Source organism: Methylobacterium sp. CM6257 (assembly GCF_054611515.1).
In genome coordinates this window covers 2350579-2371507 of record NZ_CM137735.1, presented here as the reverse complement: position 1 = coordinate 2371507, position 20929 = coordinate 2350579, and the positions used below count along the sequence as shown (strand labels likewise).

16 protein-coding genes are annotated in these 20929 nt (G+C 71.2%); 7 read left to right on the top strand and 9 right to left on the bottom strand.

What is annotated here, in order from left to right:
* Window positions 1–42: 42 nt before the first annotated feature.
* The 4 genes from pbpC to ACYCO6_RS11680 all read right to left on the bottom strand — a co-directional run bounded on the left by pbpC (window position 43) and on the right by ACYCO6_RS11680 (window position 6482).
* Complete coding sequence (gene pbpC, locus ACYCO6_RS11695) at window positions 43–2169, bottom strand: penicillin-binding protein 1C (RefSeq protein ID WP_459771933.1); 2127 nt, start codon at window positions 2167–2169, stop codon at window positions 43–45.
* A gap of 123 nt (window positions 2170–2292) precedes the next feature.
* Window positions 2293–2508, bottom strand: a complete 216-nt coding sequence (locus ACYCO6_RS11690; RefSeq protein WP_459771932.1) for a hypothetical protein — start codon at window positions 2506–2508, stop codon at window positions 2293–2295.
* Between the two features lie 150 nt (window positions 2509–2658).
* Complete coding sequence (locus ACYCO6_RS11685) at window positions 2659–6072, bottom strand: acyl-[ACP]--phospholipid O-acyltransferase (RefSeq protein ID WP_459771931.1); 3414 nt, start codon at window positions 6070–6072, stop codon at window positions 2659–2661.
* Between the two features lie 152 nt (window positions 6073–6224).
* On the bottom strand, window positions 6225–6482 hold the full coding sequence (locus ACYCO6_RS11680) for a hypothetical protein (protein WP_459771930.1): 258 nt from the start codon (window positions 6480–6482) through the stop codon (window positions 6225–6227).
* A 181-nt stretch (window positions 6483–6663) separates the two neighbouring features.
* Between ACYCO6_RS11680 and ACYCO6_RS11675 the strand changes: the two genes are divergently transcribed.
* Window positions 6664–7674: an SDR family oxidoreductase gene (locus ACYCO6_RS11675; RefSeq protein ID WP_459771929.1), complete on the top strand. Its 1011-nt coding sequence runs from the start codon at window positions 6664–6666 to the stop codon at window positions 7672–7674.
* Between the two features lie 58 nt (window positions 7675–7732).
* On the top strand, window positions 7733–8608 hold the full coding sequence (locus ACYCO6_RS11670; protein WP_459771928.1) for an MBL fold metallo-hydrolase: 876 nt from the start codon (window positions 7733–7735) through the stop codon (window positions 8606–8608).
* Here ACYCO6_RS11670 and ACYCO6_RS11665 read toward each other — a convergent pair.
* The 3 genes from ACYCO6_RS11665 to nthA are packed head-to-tail and all read right to left on the bottom strand — an operon-like array spanning window position 8596 to window position 10222.
* Window positions 8596–8919, bottom strand: coding sequence for a nitrile hydratase accessory protein (locus ACYCO6_RS11665; protein WP_459771927.1), 324 nt, complete (start codon window positions 8917–8919; stop codon window positions 8596–8598). The two genes, ACYCO6_RS11670 and ACYCO6_RS11665, sit on opposite strands and share 13 nt — an antisense overlap.
* Complete coding sequence (nthB, locus tag ACYCO6_RS11660) at window positions 8916–9575, bottom strand: nitrile hydratase subunit beta (protein WP_459771926.1); 660 nt, start codon at window positions 9573–9575, stop codon at window positions 8916–8918. Before nthB ends, ACYCO6_RS11665 begins: the two co-directional genes overlap by 4 nt.
* A complete protein-coding gene (gene nthA, locus ACYCO6_RS11655; RefSeq protein ID WP_459771925.1) occupies window positions 9572–10222 on the bottom strand; it encodes a nitrile hydratase subunit alpha in 651 nt (216 codons plus the stop codon). The genes nthB and nthA overlap by 4 nt, the downstream gene beginning before the upstream one ends.
* Before the next feature lie 204 nt (window positions 10223–10426).
* Here nthA and ACYCO6_RS11650 point away from each other — a divergent pair, with 204 nt between their 5' ends.
* A complete protein-coding gene (locus ACYCO6_RS11650; protein ID WP_459771924.1) occupies window positions 10427–11131 on the top strand; it encodes a sigma-70 family RNA polymerase sigma factor in 705 nt (234 codons plus the stop codon).
* A gap of 19 nt (window positions 11132–11150) precedes the next feature.
* On the opposite strand, the gene ACYCO6_RS11645 is transcribed toward ACYCO6_RS11650, so the two are convergent.
* Together ACYCO6_RS11645 and ACYCO6_RS11640 are read right to left on the bottom strand one after the other, a co-directional pair.
* Window positions 11151–12542, bottom strand: a complete 1392-nt coding sequence (locus tag ACYCO6_RS11645) for an amidase (protein ID WP_459771923.1) — start codon at window positions 12540–12542, stop codon at window positions 11151–11153.
* Window positions 12543–12547: 5 nt separating this feature from the next.
* A complete protein-coding gene (locus ACYCO6_RS11640) occupies window positions 12548–14182 on the bottom strand; it encodes an ABC transporter substrate-binding protein (protein ID WP_459771922.1) in 1635 nt (544 codons plus the stop codon).
* Between the two features lie 173 nt (window positions 14183–14355).
* Between ACYCO6_RS11640 and ACYCO6_RS11635 the strand changes: the two genes are divergently transcribed.
* From ACYCO6_RS11635 to ACYCO6_RS11620, 4 genes are read left to right on the top strand one after another with little or no spacing between them, the layout of a single operon-like run.
* Window positions 14356–15900, top strand: coding sequence for an acetolactate synthase large subunit (locus tag ACYCO6_RS11635; protein ID WP_459773535.1), 1545 nt, complete (start codon window positions 14356–14358; stop codon window positions 15898–15900).
* A complete protein-coding gene (locus ACYCO6_RS11630) occupies window positions 15897–18254 on the top strand; it encodes a penicillin acylase family protein (RefSeq protein ID WP_459771921.1) in 2358 nt (785 codons plus the stop codon). Before ACYCO6_RS11635 ends, ACYCO6_RS11630 begins: the two co-directional genes overlap by 4 nt.
* A gap of 31 nt (window positions 18255–18285) precedes the next feature.
* Complete coding sequence (locus ACYCO6_RS11625; protein ID WP_459771920.1) at window positions 18286–19758, top strand: M81 family metallopeptidase; 1473 nt, start codon at window positions 18286–18288, stop codon at window positions 19756–19758.
* Window positions 19755–20900: a M20/M25/M40 family metallo-hydrolase gene (locus ACYCO6_RS11620; protein WP_459771919.1), complete on the top strand. Its 1146-nt coding sequence runs from the start codon at window positions 19755–19757 to the stop codon at window positions 20898–20900. The genes ACYCO6_RS11625 and ACYCO6_RS11620 overlap by 4 nt, the downstream gene beginning before the upstream one ends.
* The last annotated feature ends 29 nt before the right edge of the window (window positions 20901–20929 follow it).

Sequence of the window (20929 nt, the reverse complement as noted above, 5' to 3'; positions counted from 1 at the left end):
TCGCACCTGCCAAGCTTCACCTGGAAGATCGACGTTGCGCGGCTATTCGAGCCGGATGGAAACGCTATCGCTCGCCCCGGTGGAATCGAGAACCGAGATTCGCGCGAAGCCAGCACCTGGTGGAACCCACTCGGTCCGCCTGCGCGGAGTCTGCGCGACGGGCTGGCCGTCGACCAGCCAGGTCAGAGGCGGGACGCCGCCGAACGCCTTGAGGGCGAGCCCCGGGCTTCCAGCCGCGCGATCCTCCCCGTGCCCGGCCGCGACGAGACCCAGGTCGACCCGGGCCCCGTCCGGGGGATAGGCGATCCGCAGCGCCGGCCCCTGCGCGTCCGGGGTCTCGCGGCGCAAGCGCCGGAGCGGCGGCGGCAGACCGACGAGCCCGACCGCCAGGACGTCGCGGGGTTGCGGGATCGGCTCGGGTTCGATCCCGAGGCGCGCGTAGGCGTCGAACAGGATCGGCGCCGCGGCCGTGCGGCCGACGAGGCCTGGGACTGCGGCGCCGTCCGGCCGCCCCACCCAGACCACCACCGTCACATGCCGGTCGAAGCCCGCCGCCCAGGCGTCGCGGTAGCCGTAGGAGGTGCCCGTCTTGTAGGCGATCCGGTTCGGGAGCGCGTTCTCCGGCGGCGGCGTGCCGCGCAGGATGTCGGCGATATACCAGGCCGCGACGGGCTCGATGATCCGGCGGTCGGACACGGGCGCAGCGGCCGCTCCCGCTCGACGCAGGATGTCCGGCACCGCGCCGCCGCGAGCGAGCCCGGCATAGAGGCGCGCGAGATCGGTGAGGGTGATGCCGAGGCCGCCGAGCGCCACAGGCAGGCCTGGTGCCGCCTCGCGCGGGAGCTGGATCCCGGCGCCCGCCGCGCGCAGCCGCGCGATGAAGCGCGCGGGCCCCACCGCATCCATCAACTCGACCGCCGGTACGTTGAGGGAGAGCTGGAGGGCGCGCCGGGCCGTGACCGTGCCCTGATAGGTGAGGTCGAAATTTTCCGGAGCGTAGCTCGCCGCAAAACGCGCGGGGCGGTCCTCCAGCAGCGTCTCGGGATGGGCGAGCCCGTCCTCGAAAGCCATCCCGTAGACGAAGGGCTTCAGAGCGGAGCCCGGGGAGCGCACCGCCAGCGTCATGTCGATGGCGCCGCGTCGATCCGGATCCAGGTAGCCCGCGCTCCCGACCTGCGCGAGCACCTGCCCGTCGCGGTTGTCGAGGACGAGGATCGCCGCGGAGAGGCCGGGCCCGGCCGCCGCTGCGCGCTCGGTCGCCAGGACTTCCAGCCGTTCCTGGATGCGCCCATCGATGGTGAGGCGGATCACCGGGGCGGCGGGCTCGGCCGCCACCGCCTCCTCGGCGGCATGGGCCGCGAGCATCGGGAAAGGTTTGCGCACCGTCGGCACCGGCTCGGCCTTCGCCGCCTCGGCCTCGGGCGCGGTGAGGATGCCCTGGGCACAGGCGATCTCCAGCACCCGGTTGCGGGCGGCGCGGGCGCGCTCCGGGAAACGGTCCGGCCGGCGGGTCTCCGGGGATTGCGGCAGGGCGACGAGGAGTGCGGCCTGCGCCGCCGTGAGCCGCACCGGCTCCCGCCCGAAATAGGCGAGGCTCGCCGCCCGCACGCCTTCGAGCGGGCCGCCGTAGGGGGCGAGCGCGAGGTAGAGGTCGAGGAGCCCGGACTTCCCCAATCGCCGCTCCAGCGTGACCGCCCGCACCATCTGGCGGAGTTTGGCCTCGACGGAGCGCTCGCGCCGCGGCTCGACCAGGCGCGCCACCTGCATCGACAGGGTCGAGCCACCCGAGACGATGCGTCCCTTCGCCAGCCACTGGGACGCGGCGCGCAGCACCGCCGCCGGGTCGATGCCGGGATGCGTCTCGAAGCGCCGATCCTCGTAGGCGAGCAGCATCGCCCGGTAACGGGGATCGACCGCCTCCGCGGACACCGGCAGGCGCCAGCGCCCGTCCGCCGTCGCGAAGGGGCGCAGGAGCGTGCCGGACCGGTCGACCACCACCGTCGAGCGTGCTGCCGCCGCTGCGAGATCGAGGGGCGGCAGCGCGACGGCAAAGCGCCACAGTGCCCCAACACCGACTGTGAGGAGCCCGAGCACGAGCGCCGCGCCCGCAAGGAACAGACGCGCCTGCGGTAAAACCGCTCTGCTGGGATCGGGCCCATCCTGCGGCACGCATCCTCCGGGTTCCGGACCCGCCGGTTTCTCCCGCAGAATTCCCGGTTCCCGCCCGGCGGACAAGTGCCGGACGTTCCGGTGCGGCCGGGCGCCGAGCCCCTGCCGGGGCGCGAACCGTCGTTACGCCGTGCCGACGCCGCGGAGGCCCTCGAAGGCCGGGCGATCCGGCCGGTTCACCCGAACCGGAAAGGGAACGACGTTGGAGGGCAGCTGGACAGACTCGGCCTCGGGCGGCGGCGTGGTCTTGTGGGCCTTGGCGGGCTTCGCCCAGCGCTCGATGCGCTTGAAGTAGCTCCGTCTGGTCAGCCAACCGGGAATGCGCCTGCCCTTCAGCATGATCTGCCCCTCATCGATGCGACTCGCGACGCGAGATCCAGTCCGCGAACCCGATCGCGCCACCGAATCGAATCGGAACTGCATTCGTGATACGAGCCGATCCCGGGGGATAGCGCATCCCCCGTTTAGATGACGCGCCCTCGGACCGGTTCAGGCGGCAGCCGATTCTTTCGCGCGCTCAAGAGCGAGCTTGGTGACGGCCACCTGGTCGATCTTCCCGCTGCCGAGCATCGGGATCGCGTCCAGCACCACCACCTCGGCGGGGATCGCCACGTCCGAGGCGCCGCGGCTCTTGGCGAAGCTCTGGAAGGTGGCACGCGTGGCGCTCTTCTCCTGCGTGAACAGCACCAGCCGTTCGCCCTTGCGGGGATCAGGCACCGCCGCGACCGCACTCGGCCGCTCCGGCCACAGCTCGGCGGCGAGCGCCTCGATGCCGGCGAGCGAGACCATCTCGCCCGCGACCTTCGCGAAGCGCTTGGCCCGACCCTTGATCGTAACGAAGCCCATTGGGTCGATCGCCACGATGTCGCCGGTGTCGTGCCAGCCTCCCGGCGGCGGCTCCAGCACGCCGGGCTTCTCGGCGCGCAGGTAGCCCAGCATGATGTTGGGCCCGCGTAAGGACAGACGGCCGCCCTCGTCGATCCCCGGCACCGGCTCGAGGCGGGTCTCAATGCCGGGCAGGATCCGCCCCACCGTCCCGAACCGGTTGAACATCGGCGTGTTGAGGGCGACGACCGGCCCGCACTCGGTGACGCCGTAGCCCTCCAGGATGCGCAACCCGAACTTCTCGGCCCAGGTCTTCCGGGTTGCTTCCTTCACGGCCTCGGCGCCGGCCACGACGTAGCGGAGCGAGCGCAGGTCGTAGGAATGGGCGGCGCGGGCATAGCCCGTCAGGAACGTGTCGGTCCCGAACAGCACGGTGCTGTTTGAGCCGTAGATCAGCTCCGGCACGATCCGGTAGTGGAGCGGGGACGGGTAGAGGTAGACCGGCACGCCCGAGACCAGGGGCAGGACCAGCCCGGCCGTGAGGCCGAAGGCGTGGAACACCGGCAGGACGTTGAACACCTTGTCCATCGGGCCGAAATCGATCCGGGCCGCTACCTGCGCCACGTTGGCGAGCATGCAGCGGTTGGCGAGCACCACGCCCTTCGGCGTGCCCTCGCTTCCCGAGGTGAACAGCACCGCTCCCGGATCTTCCCCGGAGCGCGCCACCAGGGGGCGGCGAGGGGCGAGGAAGCCCCGGATCTTGTCTGCCGTCGTAATGCCGGCCCGCACGTCCTCCAGATAGACGAGCTCGACCGCGCCGCGGATCGCCTCCACGAGCGGCCCCAGCCGCCCCTTCTCGATGAAGGCCCGGGAGGTGAGGATCGTGTCGACCTGCGCGGCCCGGCAGGCGGAGAGCACGTTGGCCGGCCCGGCCGAGAAGTTGATCATCGCCGGCACCCGCCCGGCCGAGGCCAGGGCGAACAGGGTCACGGCGGCACCATTGGCGTTCGGCAGCATGATGCCGATCCGGCCGCCCACGGGGGCGAGGGGCATGAGCTTCCGACCGAGGATATTGGCGCCCATCACGAGCCGGCTGTAGGAGAGCCGGCCGCCGACCGGATCCTCCAGGGCGTTGCGGCGCCAGCCGTGAAGCTCGCCCGCCTCGATCAGCGCCGCCATCAGACCGCGGTCGATGTTGGCGGTGCGGAACAGGAGGTCGGACATGATCCCGTAGAGGGCCGCGCCCGCCGCCTGCCGCCGAGCCTTGCCCTTGAGCGACTCGTCCACCGTCAGGCGCACCGGCGGCATCACCGTCACGGTCACCTTGGGCCACCAGCGGCGGCGCACCTGCCGGCGCGACAGCCGCGAGAAGGCGGTGCGCTCCAGCCCGTCGATCTTCACGGGCACCACCAGCGCCCCCGCCTTGTCGGCAATCAGTCCGGCCCCGTCATAGACCTTCATCAGGCTGCCGGTGACGGTGAGCCGTCCTTCGGGGAAGATGATCAAGGTCTCGCCGGCCTTGACCGCGTTGATGAGCGTCCGGGTCGCCAGCGGACGGGTCGGGTCGAGGGGCATCGCCTTGGTGACCCGCAGGAACGGCCGCACCCACCAGCGCTGAGCGATCCCGCTGTCGACGGCGAAGACCGGCTCCTGGTCGAGGAGCGACAGGGCAAGCGGCGCGTCGAGGAACGAGACGTGGTTGAGGGCCACGATGGCGTTCGGCCCTGCCGCCGCGAGATTGTCGAAGCCGCGGACCTCCAGCCGGTAGAAGGCCCGGAACAGGATCGACAGGGCGTCGCGGAACGGGCTCGTCGGCAAAGTCGCGAACACGATGGCGCCGACCGCGAGGTTCAGCACCGCCACCACGGTGAGCAGGCTCGCGATCGAAAGCCCCGCGCCCTGAAGCGCCGCCAGCGCCAGGGTCCCGGCCACCATGAAGGCCGCCGTCATCACGTTGACCGCGCCGATGATGCGCGCGCGCATCGCCTTCTCGGCCCAGGCCTGCACCGCCGCGAAGGACGGGACGATGTAGAGGCCGCCCGAGATCGCGAGCCCGAGGAAGTCGATGCCGGTGCGCAGCCCGTGACCCGTCCGCAGGAAGCCGAAGGGGCCGATCGGCTCCGCGGGCGGGGTCGGCAGGTGGCCGACCGTCCAGGCGAGGTCGAGGCCGAACAGGCCCATCAGCACCGCACCGACCGGCGTCGGCAAGAGAATGATCCGGCCGCTGGCAAGCCACGAGGCGAGTCCGGACCCGACCGCGATGCCGATGGAGAACAGGGCCAGCAGCAGCGTGATCACCGTCTCGGTGCCGTTGAAGGCGCCGCGCACCAGCACCGGCAGCAGCGACAGCACCACCACGCCGACCAGCCAGAACCAGCTCACGGTGAGCGAGCCGCGCCACAGCCGCGTGTCGGCCCAGAGGTCGCGCAGGAGCGCGTAGGTGGAGCGGGCGACGTTGGGATCGACGCGCAGGTCCGGCGCCCCCTCCCCGGTCGCCGGGATCATGCGGGCCGACAGCCAGCACAGGATGGCGAAGCCCATCACGAGCGCGCCGAACAGGAGGCCGGAACCGCCCAGCGCCGAGGCCGCCCCGGCCGCGATCGTGCCCAGCAGGATCGCCAGGAAGGTCGCGGCCTCCACCAGGGCGTTGCCGGCGGGCAGTTCCTCGCGGCGCAGGTGGTCGGGCAGGATCCCGTACTTGATCGGGCCGAACAGCGCCGCGATCGTCCCGAACAGGCCGAGCGCCAGAAAGAGCACCGGCACCGAGTGCAGCAGGAAGCCGAGCACGGCGGAGCCGGCGGCGAAGATCTCGGCGAACTTGAGCCGCCTTGCCATCAGCGCCTTGTCGTAGCGGTCAGCCCACTGGCCGCCGAGGCCCGACAGGATGAAGAACGGACCGATGAACACGGCGCTCGCCAGGGTCACCAGGATGCCGGCATGGGCATCCGCCTGACCGCCGATCCCGAACAGGATCAGGAAGGCGAGCGCGTTCTTCAGGAAATTGTCGTTGAACGCCGAGAAGAACTGGCACCAGAACAGCGGCGCGAAGCGCCGTGCAGTCATCAGGGTACGGAACATGGCGATCTCTCGGTTCCGAACCTGACTGGCCCACCAGATGTGTCCAGGTCAAATCGGACCGATGCGAACGCACAGCGATCGTGGCCGCAAGGAAACCTCTCTGTGCGAACCGGCACGTTTCCGCGCGCCGGTCCACGGCCGTGAGCCCGCCCTTAGGCCTTCCGGACGATCCGGCCGGTCCGCGCAGCCGCCCCGAAGCGTCGGGCGATGACCGTGCGCAGGGAGGCGCCGAGATCGTAGGAGCGCTCGATGTGGGTCGCCAGTGTCGCGATCACGACGAGCACGGCACCGGCCACGCAGGCCGGCACGAGCAGCAGAAACGTCAGGACCATCCCGACCGCCGTCCGCTCGGCGAGCGAGGCTTGCGGCCATGGGTCGATCGGTAGGGAGAAGCGTCGTCCATCGTGCATGGCTTCGGCCCTCGGTGCCCGGCTCATCGCGGCACATGGAGTCAACAGCGGTTGCCGCCGGGCGTTGCGCGCCCGAGGCCGAAATCGTCGCGGCCGCGGCGATCAGGCAGGCTGTCGGGGCGCAACTGACCGCACCGCCGGCGGTTGCCGGTTCGACTCTTCAACTTGGATTGAGACGGGTATGGCGCGTGTTGCAGTCGTTACCGGGGGAACGGCCGGGATCGGGCTCGCGGCCGCGCACCGTTTCGCCGCGGGCGGTTGGTCGGTGGCGGTGATCGCGCGGGATCCGGGGCGTCTCGCGGCGGCCGAGCGTGCGCTCGCCGCCTACGGCCGCCCGGTGCTTGCAATCAGCGCCGACGTTGCCGATCCGCAGGCCGTGGATGCCGCCGCCGCGCGGGTGGAGGCGGAACTCGGCCCGATCCGCGCCTGGGTGAACAATGCCATGTCGACCGTGGTGAACCCGGCCGACCGCATCACGCCGGACGAGTACCGGCGGGTCACCGAGACCACCTATCTCAGCCAGGTCTACGGGACGCTCGCCGCCCTGCGGTACATGAAGCGGCGCAACCGCGGGGCGATCATCCAGGTCTCGTCGGGCCTCGCCATCCGGGCGGCCCCGCTCCAGGCCCCCTATTGTGCGGCCAAGTTCGCAGTCTCGGGCTTCACCGATGCGCTGCGCTGCGAGCTGCTCCACGACCAGGTCCATGTCAGCCTCAGCGTGGTCTATCTGCCCGCGGTCAATACGCCCCAGTTCAACTGGGCGCGCAACCGCACCGGACACCGCCAATACGCGCCGGACCCGGTCTTCGACCCCCGGCTCTGCGCCGAGGCGATCCTGTACGCCGTCGAGCATCCGCGCCGGGAGGTCTGGGTCGGGCGCTCGTCGATGATGATGGCCGCCGCCCAGGCGCTGGCGCCCGCGCTGGCCGACCGGAAGGCCGCCTCCATGTGGCCGGCGCAGCTCTCCGACGAGACGATTCCCGAGATGGACGGCAATCTCTACGAGCCGGTGCCCGGCCAAGTCGGGATCGACGGGCGGTTCTCGGATCGGACCAAGGCGAGCCGCGGCGAGTTCTGCACGAGCCGCGCCCGCGACCTTCTGGTCGGCGGTCTCGCCGGGCTTGCTCTGATCGGGCTCGCCGGCGCCGTGCAGGCGGTGCGCGAGCCGCGCCGGCTGACGGGGCGAAGCTGAGAGCTGCGCTATGTAGCGTTGCCGGCTGGTTGAGCCGCCCCGAAAAAGGTCCGAGACGATGCCCGGCTATCTGCCCTTCGCGGGCGCCCTGAAGCTACCCGCATATACCTGCGACAATTGCGGGTTCTGGCAGCGCCACTTCGAAACCCCGCCCGTCTGCCCGATGTGCCTTGATGCCCGTCACGTGGTGCCGCAGGATGGCTGGCGCTTCCGCACCGCCCGGGAGGCGCAGGACGCCTTCCCCTGTCACTGGCAGGAACTGGAACCGGGCGTCTGGCGCTTCTGGAACGAGCCGGTCTCCGGCATCGGGCCCTCCGCCTACCTGATCCAGACCGAGCACGGGAACATGGGCTTCGAGGGCTGCCCGGTCTTCAGCGAGGCCGCTCTCGACCAGATCGAGCGGCTCGGCGGAATGACGGTCCTCTCGGCCTCGCACCCGCATTCCTACGGTGCGCTGCCGCAGCTTCAGGACCGGTTCGACCCGGAACTCTGCCTGCCGGCCGCCGACTTCACGTGGAGCGCGGCCCTCCAGGTGAGCTGGCCCTACGACGACTTCCTGGAGCCCCTTCCGGGGCTGGAGCTGCATCGTACGGCAGGTCATTTCGACGGCCACGCCGTCCTGTACGACCGCGCGCGAAAGATCTGCTTCTGCGGCGACGCGCTGAAGTTCGAACTCGATCCGGCCGATTTCCGCCGGGCGACCACCATCTCGGCCCACAAGGCCTTCGTGCGCGGCGTGCCGCTCACCCCGAGCGAGCTGCGCCGCTATCGCGACGTGTTCGAGCGCCTCGACTTCGTCCAGACCTGGACGCCGTTCGAGCCCGCCCGCAATTGCGGCCGGGCCGAGGTTCTGGCGCTCCTCGACCGGCTGACGGGTGGCCGGTCACACGCGGCTCCCGTGCCGCTCGAGGCCTTGCGGCGTCAAGGGCGATAGAGCGGATCGTTCTCCAGGCGGATCGGCTGGCCGTGGGGCGTCGCCTCGGCGGCCCGGAGGAAGGCGGCGGTTCGCGCCGCGACGCTCTCGGCCGCCGCCACACCGCGTTCCGCGAGGATTCTCTCCAGCGTCGCGAGCCACTCGCCGTAATCGGCCGCCCGCTCCGGCTCCCCGACGGGCCGGATCACCCGTCCGAGGCGTTCGGCCCATTCCGACCACGTGAACAGCCCCGCCTCCTGCAGGCTCACCACCATGGCGAAGACCTGCGCCTCCCAGGGCGCCGCGAAGGTTCTCGGGGTCGGCTCGGTCATGCGGGCTCCAGATACGGTTCGAAGGCCGCCACCGTGACGATCCCGCCCGGGTCGCCGCTGTCGCCCCACAGTTCCTGCGCCGTGAAGGCGACCGTGTAGAGCCAGGTCGGGTTCTCGCCCGCCCCGTAGGCGCTGGTGTCGGGATAGACGAAGACGCCGTCGACGCGCACGATGCGGCCTCGTCGCCCGCGCACGTAGCGCGGCAGGCGGGTATGGCCGGTCGGGTGGTTGTTGCGCGCCAGGACGGCATCGCCCACCGCGAACCGGGCCGGCGCATCGGCGGCGCGGCTGCTCGGAAAACCGGCCCGGAACCGTTCTTCCAGGCCCTCGCGGACCAGGATCCGGGCCACGGGCTTGGCCGGCTCCGCGGCTTCTCCGGCTTCCATCTCGGCAGGCGTCGCCAAGCCGTTCGCGGCGAGCTGCTTCTCCAGGGCCTTCAGCCAGATCTCGTAGTAGCTCGAGGCGAGGTACTCGGCCGGCGGCAGCGACTCGCGGGCGGCGCGGCTGCCGTCGAGGTTCCAGGCGCCGGTGTAGCCCATGGCGAGCGCCATGGCGAAGACGCGGCGCTCCCACGCGGCGTGGAACACCGGCTCGTCCGGCTCCGGCACCACAGGCCCGAAACCGTGCGCGCCGCCGAGGTCCTGAGCGCCGTTCATACCGGCATCTCCACCGGCAGGACCGGGACCGACAGGGGCAGCCCCGTGCCGATCATGGAATCGCGGGTGACGAGGGCGGCGAGCGCCTCCTCGGAGAAGCCCTCGGTCTCGGCCGGGCGCATGGGCAGGACCATGTAGCGGGTCTCCGCGGTGGAATCCCAGACGGTGATGCGGGTGGTCTCCGGCAGCGTCAGCCCGAACTCGGCCAGCACCCCGCGCGGATCGATCACCGCCCGGGCCCGGTAGGGCGGCGCCTTGTACCACACCGGCGGCAGGCCGAGCACCGGCCAGGGATAGCAGGAGCAGAGGGTGCAGACGACGAGATTGTGAGTCCCGGGGGTGTTCTCGACCACCACCATGTGCTCGCCGCCCCGGCCGCCGATGCCGAGCTCGGCGATCGCCGGCGTCGCGTCGGCGAGGAGCCGCGCACGATAGGCGGGATCGACCCAGGCCCGGGCCACCACGCGGGCGCCCGCATGCGGGCCGACCTTGGTCTCATAGAGCTCGACCAGGGCGTCCAGGGCCGCCGGGTCGATGTAGCCCTTCTCGGTGAGCAGGGATTCGAGTGCCCGCACCCGCGCCTCCATGGGGGAGAGATCGCTGCCGTGGTGATGGTCGTGCGCGTGAGGCGCGTGGTCGTGGCTCATCCGGCCCTCCTGCCGCTGCGCAGTCTGCGCCGGCACACATCCCGACGCCATTCCGCGGACGCCGATATACCAATCGTCGACGGCCCAAGCACGATGCGTAAATCCCCCGATACCGCCGGGAGCGTTTGGCATCGGTTCATAATTATGCAGGTACCGACGTTAGAGCAGTTCCAGTATACCAGGGCCCGGCGACGGGATACGTTCATGATCGATGACGCTGTGAACCCGTCCGACGGAACGGAGCGCGACCGGGACGCGGACGGTTACGCCACGCTCATCGGCCACCACCTCGCTCTGTCGATCCGGGATTATTTCAAGATCGTCGAGCAGGAGCCGCTGCCGGCGCAACTCGCGGCCCTCGTGGCGCGCTTCGAGGCCGCAGTCGCAGCGCACGGCCAGACCGTCGCCTTCGATTTCCGCAGCGACATCATCAAGGCGCTTCCGGCTCTGCGCACCTTCGCCCTGTCACTGGTGGGCGATGTCAGCCGGGCCGACGATCTCGTGCAGGAGACTTTCGTGAAAGCCTGGGCCAATCAGGCCCGATTTCGGCCCGGCACGAACTTCACCGCGTGGCTGTTCACGATCCTGCGCAACCAGTTCTACTCCGAGCTGCGCAAGCACCGGCGCGAGATCGAGGATGTCGACGGGACCCATGCGGGCCAGCTAACCAGCCTGTCCGACCAGGAGGATGCGAGCACGCTCAAGGTGGTCTGGGAGCGGCTGGGGGACCTGCCTGCCGCGCAGCGGCAGGCGCTGCTGCTGGTCGGTGCGGAGGGCCATACCTACGAGGAGGCGGCCATCAAGCTCGGCTGTCAGGTCGGCACCGTGAAGAGCCGGGTGAGCCGGGCCCGCTCCTCGCTGCTGGGCACCCTCGGCGTGGTGGTGGCCGGGCAGGCCCCGGCCCCCTGAGGCCTCCGGTTCGCGCCCCTCACACCGGCGGCCGGCGCAGGTGCCAGTCGGTCGCCCGCTGGTAGGCCTGCCCGATCCGCAGCGCCATCGCCTCGTCGTAGCCCCGGCAGACGATCTGGAGCGAGAGTGGCAGCCCGGCGGCGGTGAACCCGTCCGGCAGCGCCAGGGCGCAGAGATCGAGCAGGTTGCCGAACCGGGTGAAGCGCGACGGCAAATGCGCCTCGTCCACCTCGGCGAGCGCCACCGCTGCGCATTCCGTGGTCGGCGTCAGCAGGGCGTCGATCCCCTCCAGGGCGGCCGCGTATTGCCGCTTCATCGCGGCGCGGCGGTGGAGCGTGCCGAGGTACTCTTGCGCCGAGACACCGGCACCGGCCAGGATCCGGCACCGCACGGCATCGCCCAGCGGTGCGGCCGGATCCTCGGCGAGGGCACCGTTGACGAAATAGGCCTCCGCGTTGGTGATCTGGCTCATCGCCACGCAGTCATTGAACCGGAACGGCAGGGCGACGTCGACGATCACGGCCCCTTGCCCGGCGAGGACGTCGAGGGCGGCGTCGTAGGCCGCCAGCATGTCGGGGGCGACGCCCTCGCGCTCCACCTCGGGCATGCGGGCGAGCCGCAGTCCGCGCACCCCGCGGTTCAGATTGGGCCAGGGCGCGTCCGGCTGGATGCCCCGGGTTGTCGGGTCGAGCGGATCGGGGCCGGAGATCGCTTCGTAGAGGAGCGCGGTGTCCTCCACCGTGCGGGCGAGCGGGCCGGGCGAGTCCAGCGTGGTCGAGAGTGGAACGATACCCCAGGTCGAAACGCGGCCGACCGTCACCTTGAGCCCCGTCAGCCCGCAGAAGGAGGACGGCAGGCGCACCGATCCGCCGGTATCGGTCCCGATCCCCCAGGGAGCCATGCGGGCCGCCACCGCGACGCCGGTGCCGCTGCTCGACCCGCCGGGGGTACGCGGCGTCTCGAAGTCCCAGGGGTTCCAGGGCGTGCCGAGATGCTGGTTGGTGCCCCAGCCCCCGTAGGCGAACTCCACCGTGTGGGTCTTGCCGAGCACGATCATACCCTGCGCGATCAGGCGCTTCGCGACGGTCGCGGTGCGCTCGGCCCGCCGGGCCCGGTGGGCGGCCGAGCCGCCCATGGTGATCCGGCCCTCCAAGTCGATCAGGTCTTTCAGCACCACCGGGACGCCGTGCAGCGGCCCCACCGCGTGGCCGGCGCGGATCGCCCGGTCGGCGCCCTCGGCGGCGAGGCGGGCATCGGCGTGGAAGACCTCGGTGAAGGCCTGGAGCTTCGGCTCCAGCTGCTCGATCCGGCCGAGCAGCGCGTCGACCGCGTCGACCGGCGAGAGGGTGCGCGAGCGAAGCGCCCGGGCGAGTTCGGCCGCGGGGGCGTGTACGGGATCGATATCGGGCATCGGAATTACTGCACGCTGATGAGGGTGAGGTCGACGAACCAGGATTGCGGCGAGACGAAGCCGTGGATCTTCTTCGACATGCCGCGGGGATTGAGGTCGTGGACGACGAACAGCCAGGGCGGATTGTCCACCAGGCGCTCGTGGGCGATCTTGGTCTGCGCGTCCATCACCTTGGCGTCGGTGGTCTCGGCGAGCGCCTTGAGGGCCGCGTCGAACGGGTCGTCCTTCCAGTTCGGGAAGTTGAAGCCGTTCGGCGGGAACCGGTCCCCCGCGAAATAGCGCGCCATCACGGCGGGATCGGACGAGGGCGAGGAGACGTTGAGCGCCATCGAACCCCGGAGGCTCGGCGCATCCGGCAGAGCCCGGGCCGAATTCAGGAGCACCTGCCACTCGACCACGGTGAAGCTGAGATCGACGTTGCAGGCCTGCTTCAGGTTCTCCTGCAGGTACTCGTTCATCGGCATCGGCAGCATCTGGCCGGAGCCGGAGGACGAGATCATCACCTTGAGACTGAGCGGCTTCCTGTCGGTGTAGCCCGCCTCGGCCAAGAGCGCCTTCCCCTTGGCGGGATCGAAGGTGTAGCGGTTCTTCGGGGAGCCGAAATTCGGATCCTTGTCGTTGAGCCAGCCCGAGGCCGGCTCGGCCGTGCCGTTGAGGAGCTCGACGATGCCGGCCCGGTCGATGCAGTAATTCAGGGCCTGCCGGACGCGCACATCCTTCAGCGCACTGTCCTTGGCGCCGATGTTGAAGAAGTAGGGCCAGACATGCGGGTATGAGCCCGTTGTGAGGGTGAAGCCCGCCTGCTTCAGCGACGGGATCGCGTCCGGGGCCGGCACCTCGATCCAGTCGACCTGACCCGCCCGCAGGGCCGCGACGCGGGCATTGGCCTCCGGGATCGGCAGCAGCCGGACCTTGTCGACCTTGGCCCTCCGGTCCGGGTCCCAGTAGCCGTCGAACTTGGCGAGATCGACCGCCTCCCGTGGGGCCACGCGGGTGATCCTGAACGGCCCGGTTCCGGCCGCCGGCAGCGCGGCCACCTTGCTCCAGTCGCGCCCGGCCTTCTCGAAGGAGGTCGGCGAGGTGAAGAGCACGTAGACGACCATGTAGGGGAAGTACGAGGCGACCTGCGTGGTGGTGATCTGCACGGTGGCGTCGTCGATCTTCTTATAGCTGCCGACAAGCGGGGCCCGGGCCCGGGTGATGCCGGCACCCTGCGCCTCGAATTGCGGGCTGCCGTTCTTGTAGTAGCGGTCGAGGTTCCAGATCACCGCGTCGGCGTTGAACGGCGTTCCGTCATGGAATGTCACGCCTTGGCGCAGGTGGAAGGTCCAGACCGTCTTATCGCTCGGATCCTGCTCCCACCGCTCGGCCAGGGCCGGGATGATGCCGGCGAGCTTGGTCGTGCTCTTGAGGTCCCACTGCACCAGCCCCTCGAAGATCGGGTAGCCGAGGAAGCGCATGCCCTCGAAGCCGTTGTTGGGCATGCCCGTGGTGGTGGGGATATCGGACGCCGTCATGGCGATGCGCAGGATGCTCTCGGCGCTGGCCGGACCCGCTAGGGCGAGGGAACCCGCCAGAGCGGCGGCGATCAGGCGGCGGACTGTCATCGGACCCCATTCGTCGAAGTTGCGGCTCGCCACCGGCAAATCCCGCGCCAGATCGTGCCATGATTCCGGCGTCCGGCGAACGGGAGATGTCACCCGTGTCCCCTTGCGCTGGGCTGACGCGGCGTCACCATAATAATGAATCCGAGTCGGCATAGAGGCCGTCGGAGCGAAGGGAGACGCCCGTGAGCGATGGGACGCCGGCCGCGATGAACGGGGCCGAGAGCCTGGTCCGAACCCTCGTCGATGGCGGGGTCGAGGTCTGCTTCACCAATCCCGGCACGTCCGAGATGCACTTCGTCGCCGCCCTCGACCGGGTCGAGGGCATGCGCTGCGTGCTGTTCCTGTTCGAGGGCGGGGCGACCGGGGCCGCCGACGGCTACGCCCGCATGGCCGACAAGCCGGCCTCGACCCTGCTCCATCTCGGGCCGGGCCTCGCCAACGGGCTCGCCAACCTCCACAACGCCAAGAAGGCGCGCACTCCCGTCGTCAACATCGTGGGCGAGCACGCGACCTACCACCGGGAGTACAACGCGCCTTTGACCTCGGACATCGAGGGGCTGGCCCGGCCGATGTCGTCCTGGGTGCGGACCGGGATGAGCGCCGCCGAGATCGGCACGGACGGCGCCGCCGCCATCGCGGCCGCCTGCACCGCCCCCGGGCAGGTGGCGACCCTGATCCTTCCGGCCAACACCGCCTGGGATCCCGGCACCGGGCCGGCTCCCGTGCCGACCGTCCCGGAGCGGGCGAAGGCCAGCGATGACGCGATCGCGGCCGCCGTGAAGGCGCTCCGGAGCGGCGAGCCGGTGCTCCTGCATCTCGGCGACCGGGCGGTGCGGAGCGAGGGTCGCGTCATCGCCGACCGGATCGCCCGCAAGACCGGCGCGCAGATGATGGCCATGACGTCGAACGCCCGGATCGATCGCGGCGCCGGCACCGTGCCGATCGAGCGCCTGCCCTACCCGATCGACCAGGGCATCGAGGCGTTGAAGGACTTCCGCCACATCATCCTGATCGGCGCGACCCCGCCGGTGGGCTTCTTCGCCTATCCCGGCAAGCCGAGCCTGCTGGCGCCGGAGGGCAGCACCACGGTCACGCTGGCCACCCCTGAGGAGGACCAGATCGACGCCCTGGAGCGGCTGGCCGAGGCCGTCGCGGCCCCGCCCGCCGAGCCGGTGGCCCCGGCGCCGCGCCCGAAGCTCCCGACCGCCGGCCCCCTCGACCAGGATACGATCGGGCAGGTGCTCGGCGCGCTGATCCCGGAGGGCGCGGTGATCTGCGACGAGTCGATCACCACGGGCCGCAACTTCTTCGCCCTGACCCGTGATGCCGCGCCCCATACCTGGCTCCAGCTCAGCGGCGGCTCGATCGGCCTCGGAATCCCGATGGCGACCGGCGCCGCCGTGGCCTGCCCCGACCGTAAGGTCATCAACCTCCAAGCTGACGGCAGCGGGCTCTACACGGTGCAGGCGCTCTGGACGCAGGCGCGCGAGCGCCTCGACGTGGTGACGCTCGTCTGGTCGAACCGCTCCTACGCGATCCTGCGGGCGGAGCTCACCAATGTCGGCGCGCTCAATCCCGGGCCGAAGGCGATCGGCATGCTGAGCCTGGACGACCCGGCCGTGGACTGGGTGAGCCTCGCCCGGGGCTTCGGGGTTGAGGGACGGCGCGTCGAGTCGCTCGCCGAGTTCATCGAGGCGTTCCAGCACGCGCTCGCCAACAAGGGGCCTCACCTCATCGAAGTGGCTCTGTGAGCGGGGCCGCGTACCGTCTCCCCGGCCTCGAAGGCCCGGTCGAGATCCGGGTCGACCGCTGGGGGCTGGCGCATATCCGCGCCGGCACCCCGCTCGACGCGTTCCGGGCCCAGGGGTTCAATGCCGCCCGGGACCGGCTCTGGCAACTCGACCTCTGGCGCAAGCGCGGCCTCGGTCTGCTGGCGGCGGATTTCGGGCCCGGCTACCTCGCCCAGGATCGCGCCGCCCGTCTCTTCCTCTACCGGGGCGACATGGCGGCCGAGTGGGCGGCCTACGGGCCGCAGGATACGAAAGGCATCGTCACGGCCTTCGTGGACGGGCTCAACGCCTACGTGGCGCTCACCGAGGCGCGGCCCGAATTGCTGCCGCCGGAATTCGCCCTGACGGACACCCGCCCGGCCCGGTGGCAGCCGGAGGACGTGGTGCGCGTCCGCAGCCACGCGCTGGTCCGCAACGTCCTTTCCGAGGTCGCCCGCGCCAAGATTCTGGCTCGTGCGGAGTCCCGGGAAGCCGGGCTCGCCACGGACGACCTGCGCAAGCGCATCAGCCCGGCGCATGAGCCGGTCGTCCCGGATGGGCTCGACGCCGCCGGTTGGCCGGACGATCTGCTCGACGCTTTTCGGCTGGCCACGGCGACGGTTGGATTCAGCCCCGAGCGTCTGGCGGCCTCGCGCGCAGAGGCCTGGGATTGGACGAAAGTCGACGCGCACGGCGCCGTCACGCGGGGGCCGCGCAGCGCGCCGAAGGAGTCGTCGGAGGGCTCGAACAACTGGGCGGTGGGTCCATCCCGCACCGCCACCGGCCGTCCGATCCTCGCGAGCGACCCGCACCGGGTCTACCTGCAGCCCTCGCTGCGCTACGCGGTCCACCTGACCGCCCCGGGGCTCGACGTGATCGGGGCCGGCGAGCCGGCACTTCCCGGCATCTCCATCGGCCATAACGGGCAGGCCGCCTTCAGCCTGACCATCGCGCCGATGGATCAGGAGGACCTGTTCGTCTGCGAGACCGACCCGTCCGACCCCGACCGCTACCGCTCCGGCGACGGCTGGGCGCGGATCGAGCGCGTGTCCGAAACAATCCCGGTGCGCGGTGGTCCGGACGAGACCGTGGTGCTCGGCTTCACCCGGCACGGGCCGATCATCCGCGAGGCGGGAGGCCGCGCCTTCGCGCTGCGGACCGTCTGGTCGGAGCCGGGCTCTGCCGCCTATCTCGGCAGCCTCGCCTATCTGGGCGCCACGAGCCCCGAGGCCTTCGGCGAGGCCCTGCGCCACTGGTCGGCGCCGTCCGTGAACCAGCTCTACGCCGACACCGCGGGCCGGATCGCGTGGTTCATGGCCGGCAAGGCGCCGGTACGCCCGGCCCATGACGGGCTGCTGCCGGTGCCGGGTGACGGCCGCTACGACTGGGCCGGCTTCCACGATCCCGGCGCCCTGCCCCGCAGCATCGACCCGGCCTCCGGCTGGCTCGCCACCGCCAACGAGATGAACCTGCCGCCCGATTATCCCGCGGAGGACCGGAAGGTCGGGTTCGAGTGGGCCGAGCCCTGGCGGGCCCGCCGCATCCGCGCGGTGCTCGGCGGGCAGACGCGGCACAGCCTCGCGGACTCGCAGGCACTCCAGGGCGACGCCTTCTCCGAGCCGGCCCTGCGCCTCGCCGAGCTGGTCCGGGCGCTGCCGGCGGCCTCGGATCGCGATGTCGCCGCCGCTCAGGCTCTCCTGGCCCCGTTCGACGGCACGCTGGACCCGGGCTCCGCGGCGGCTGCCCTTATCGAGGTGGTCTGGGTCCACCATCTGCGCCCGGCCTTGCTCGAGGCGCTGGTGCCCGATGATGGGACGCGGCGCCTCGTGCCGCCCGGCGACACGCAGAGCCTGATCGAGCGGATGGAGACCGGCCTCCATCCGGCGGTGCGCACGGCGCTGCTCACGGACGCCCTCGGCGCCGCCTACCGCACCTGCCGGGAGCGGATGGGCGCCGAACCCTCAGGCTGGTCGTGGGGCCACCTGCACCACGCGCTGTTCGCGCATCCGCTGACCGCTCTGAAGCCCGATTCCGGCTGGGACGTGGGTCCGCTGCCCGTGGGCGGCGCCGCGGCATCGGTCATGCACGCGGAGTACCGGACCGACACGTTCCGGCTCACCCACGGCGCCTCCTTCCGCATGGTCGTGGATGTGGGGGACTGGGACCGCTCGGTCTTCATCAACGTGCCGGGCCAGTCGGGCGACCCGGGCAACCCGCACTACGCCGACCTGGCCCCGGTCTGGGGGCGCCAGGACTACGTGCCGATGCTCTACGGCCGCGCGGCCGTGGACGCGGCGACCGAGACGGTCATCACGCTGACCCCGCGCCCCGCCTGACCCGGCGGCCGGGACGGATTGGGACAGGACCTTGAAGATCTTCATCGCGGGCCTCGCCACCGAGACCAACACCTTCGCGCCTCTGCCCACCGGGCGGGCGGCCTTCCACGCCGACTACGCCCGCCGCGACGGCACCCGAAACCCGCCGAGCCTCAGCAACATCGGCCTCAAGGCCTGGCGCGAGATGGCCGAGGCCGACGGGCACGACGTGGTCGAGAGCCTCTCGACCTTCGCGCAGCCCGGCGGGATCACCCTGCGGGCCGTCTACGAGGAACTGCGCGACGCCCTGCTGGCGGATCTGAAGGCCGCGATGCCGGTCGACGCGGTGCTGCTGTTCATGCACGGCGCCATGGTGGCCGAGGGCTACGACGACTGCGAGGGCGACACCCTGGAGCGGGTCCGCGCCATCGTCGGGCCGGACGCCACGATCGGCGTCGAACTCGACCTGCATTGCCACCTCACCGAGACGATGCGGCGCAGCGCCGACGTGATGGTGATCTACAAGGAATACCCGCACACCGACATCGTCGACCGCGCCCGCGACCTCTACCCGCTGGTCATGCGGACGGCGGCCAAGGACATCCGTCCGGTCATGGCCTATGCCGATTGCCGGATCATCAACATGTGGCGCACCAGCCGCGAGCCGGTCTCCGGCTTCGTGCGCCGGATGGAGGCCCTGGAGGGGCGGGACGGCATCCTCTCGGTCTCCTTCGGGCACGGATTCCCGTGGGGCGACGTGCCGGACGTGGGCGCCAAGATCCTGGTGGTCGCCGACGGCGATGCCGCCAAGGCGCAGGCCCTCGCCGACGAGCTCGCCGGCGCCGTCTGGGCGATGCGCGCGGAGGCGGCGAGCGCCTGCGACACGATCGACGCGGCCATAGACGCGGCTCTGGCCTCCGGCGACCCCCGCCCGATGGTGCTGGCCGACTTCGCCGACAATGCCGGCGCCGGCGCCCCGTCGGACAACACCGCGATCCTGGCCCGCTTGGCCGCGCGCGGCATCAGGGACGCGGCCCTCGGCCTGATCTGGGATCCCGGCGCGGTCGGCATCTGCCACGAGGCCGGGCTCGGCGCGACCTTCACGCTCCGGATCGGCGGCAAGTGCGGCGTGACCTCGGGCGCTCCCGTGGATCTGCGGGTCACCGTGCGGGGCCTTTCGGACGACCATAGTCAGACCGGCCTCAGCGGCGGCCGGGCGCATCTCGGGCCCGCCGCCTGGGTGGAGGCGGACGGGATCCATGTCGTCATGACGCACAAGCGCCAGCAGGCCTTCGCGCCCGACGCCTTCACCGGTCTCGGGCTCACCCTCGACGACAAGCGGATCGTCGTGGTGAAGTCGATGCAGCATTTCTACGCCGCCTTCGCGCCCATCGCGAGCGAGGTCCGATACGTGTCGGCTCCCGGCGCCGTCCCCCCAGATTACGGTGCGATTCCCTATACCAAGCGTTCCGGCCTCTACTGGCCGCGGGTCGCCGATCCGTTTGCCGAGGAGACCGCTCGATGATCCCGGACCTTCATCATTTCGACGCTCAGGAGATCCTCGCGACCCTGCGCCCCTGGGTCGAGTGCGAGAGCCCGACTTACGACGCGGCGGCGGTCAACCGCATGATGGGCGTGGCCGCCCGCGACCTCGCCCTCTTGGGGGCCGCCGTCGAGACGATCCCCGGCCGGATGGGCCTGAGCGATTGCGTCCGCGCGCGGTTCCCCCACAAGGATCGCGACGCGCCCGGCATCCTGGTGCTCGGGCATCTCGATACGGTGCACCCGGTGGGGACCCTCGGAAGTCTGCCCTGGCGGATCGAGGGCAGCCGTGCCTACGGGCCGGGCATCCTCGACATGAAGGGCGGCAACGTCATCGCCCTCGCGGCGATCCGCGCCCTGGCGGCGGCCGGGATCGAGACGCCTCTGCCGGTGACCGTGCTGTTCACCGGCGACGAGGAGGTCGGGAGCCCCTCGACCCGCGACCTGATCGAGGCGGAGGCCGCCCGTCACGCCTTCGTGCTGGTGCCGGAACCCGGTCAGCCCGAGAACGGCGTGGTCACCGGCCGCTACGCCATCGCGCGCTTCGACCTGGAGGCCCTGGGTCGTCCGAGCCACGCCGGATCCTCGCCCCACGAAGGGCGCTCGGCGATTCGCGCGATGGCGCGCATGATCCTGGCCATCGACGCCATGTCGGATGCGGACTGCACCTTCTCCACCGGCATCGTCTCGGGCGGGCAATGGGTCAATTGCGTCCCGACCGTCTGCCGCGGGCAGGCGCTCAGCATGGCCAAGCGCCAGGCCGATCTCGACCGCGGCGTGGAGCGGATGCTGGCCCTGTCGGGCGAGGCCGACGGCGTCCGCTTCACCGTGACCCGGGGCGTGACCCGCCCGGTCTGGGAGCCCGATGCGGGCTGCATGGCCCTCTACGAGACGGCGCGCGCCTTGAGCGAGGCGCTCGGCCAGCCGCTGCCCCACCGCAGCGCCGGCGGCGGCTCCGACGGCAATTTCACGGGCGCCAACGGCATCCCGACCCTCGACGGGCTCGGGCCGCTCGGCCAGGGCTATCATACGCTGGAGGAGCACGTGCTGATCGAGACGCTGCCCCAGCGGGCGCGCCTGTTCGCGGCCCTGCTGGCGAATCTCAGGGCCGCGAACCGGGCCTGAGCCCGGCTTCCGCGACCGTCCCCGGTCCG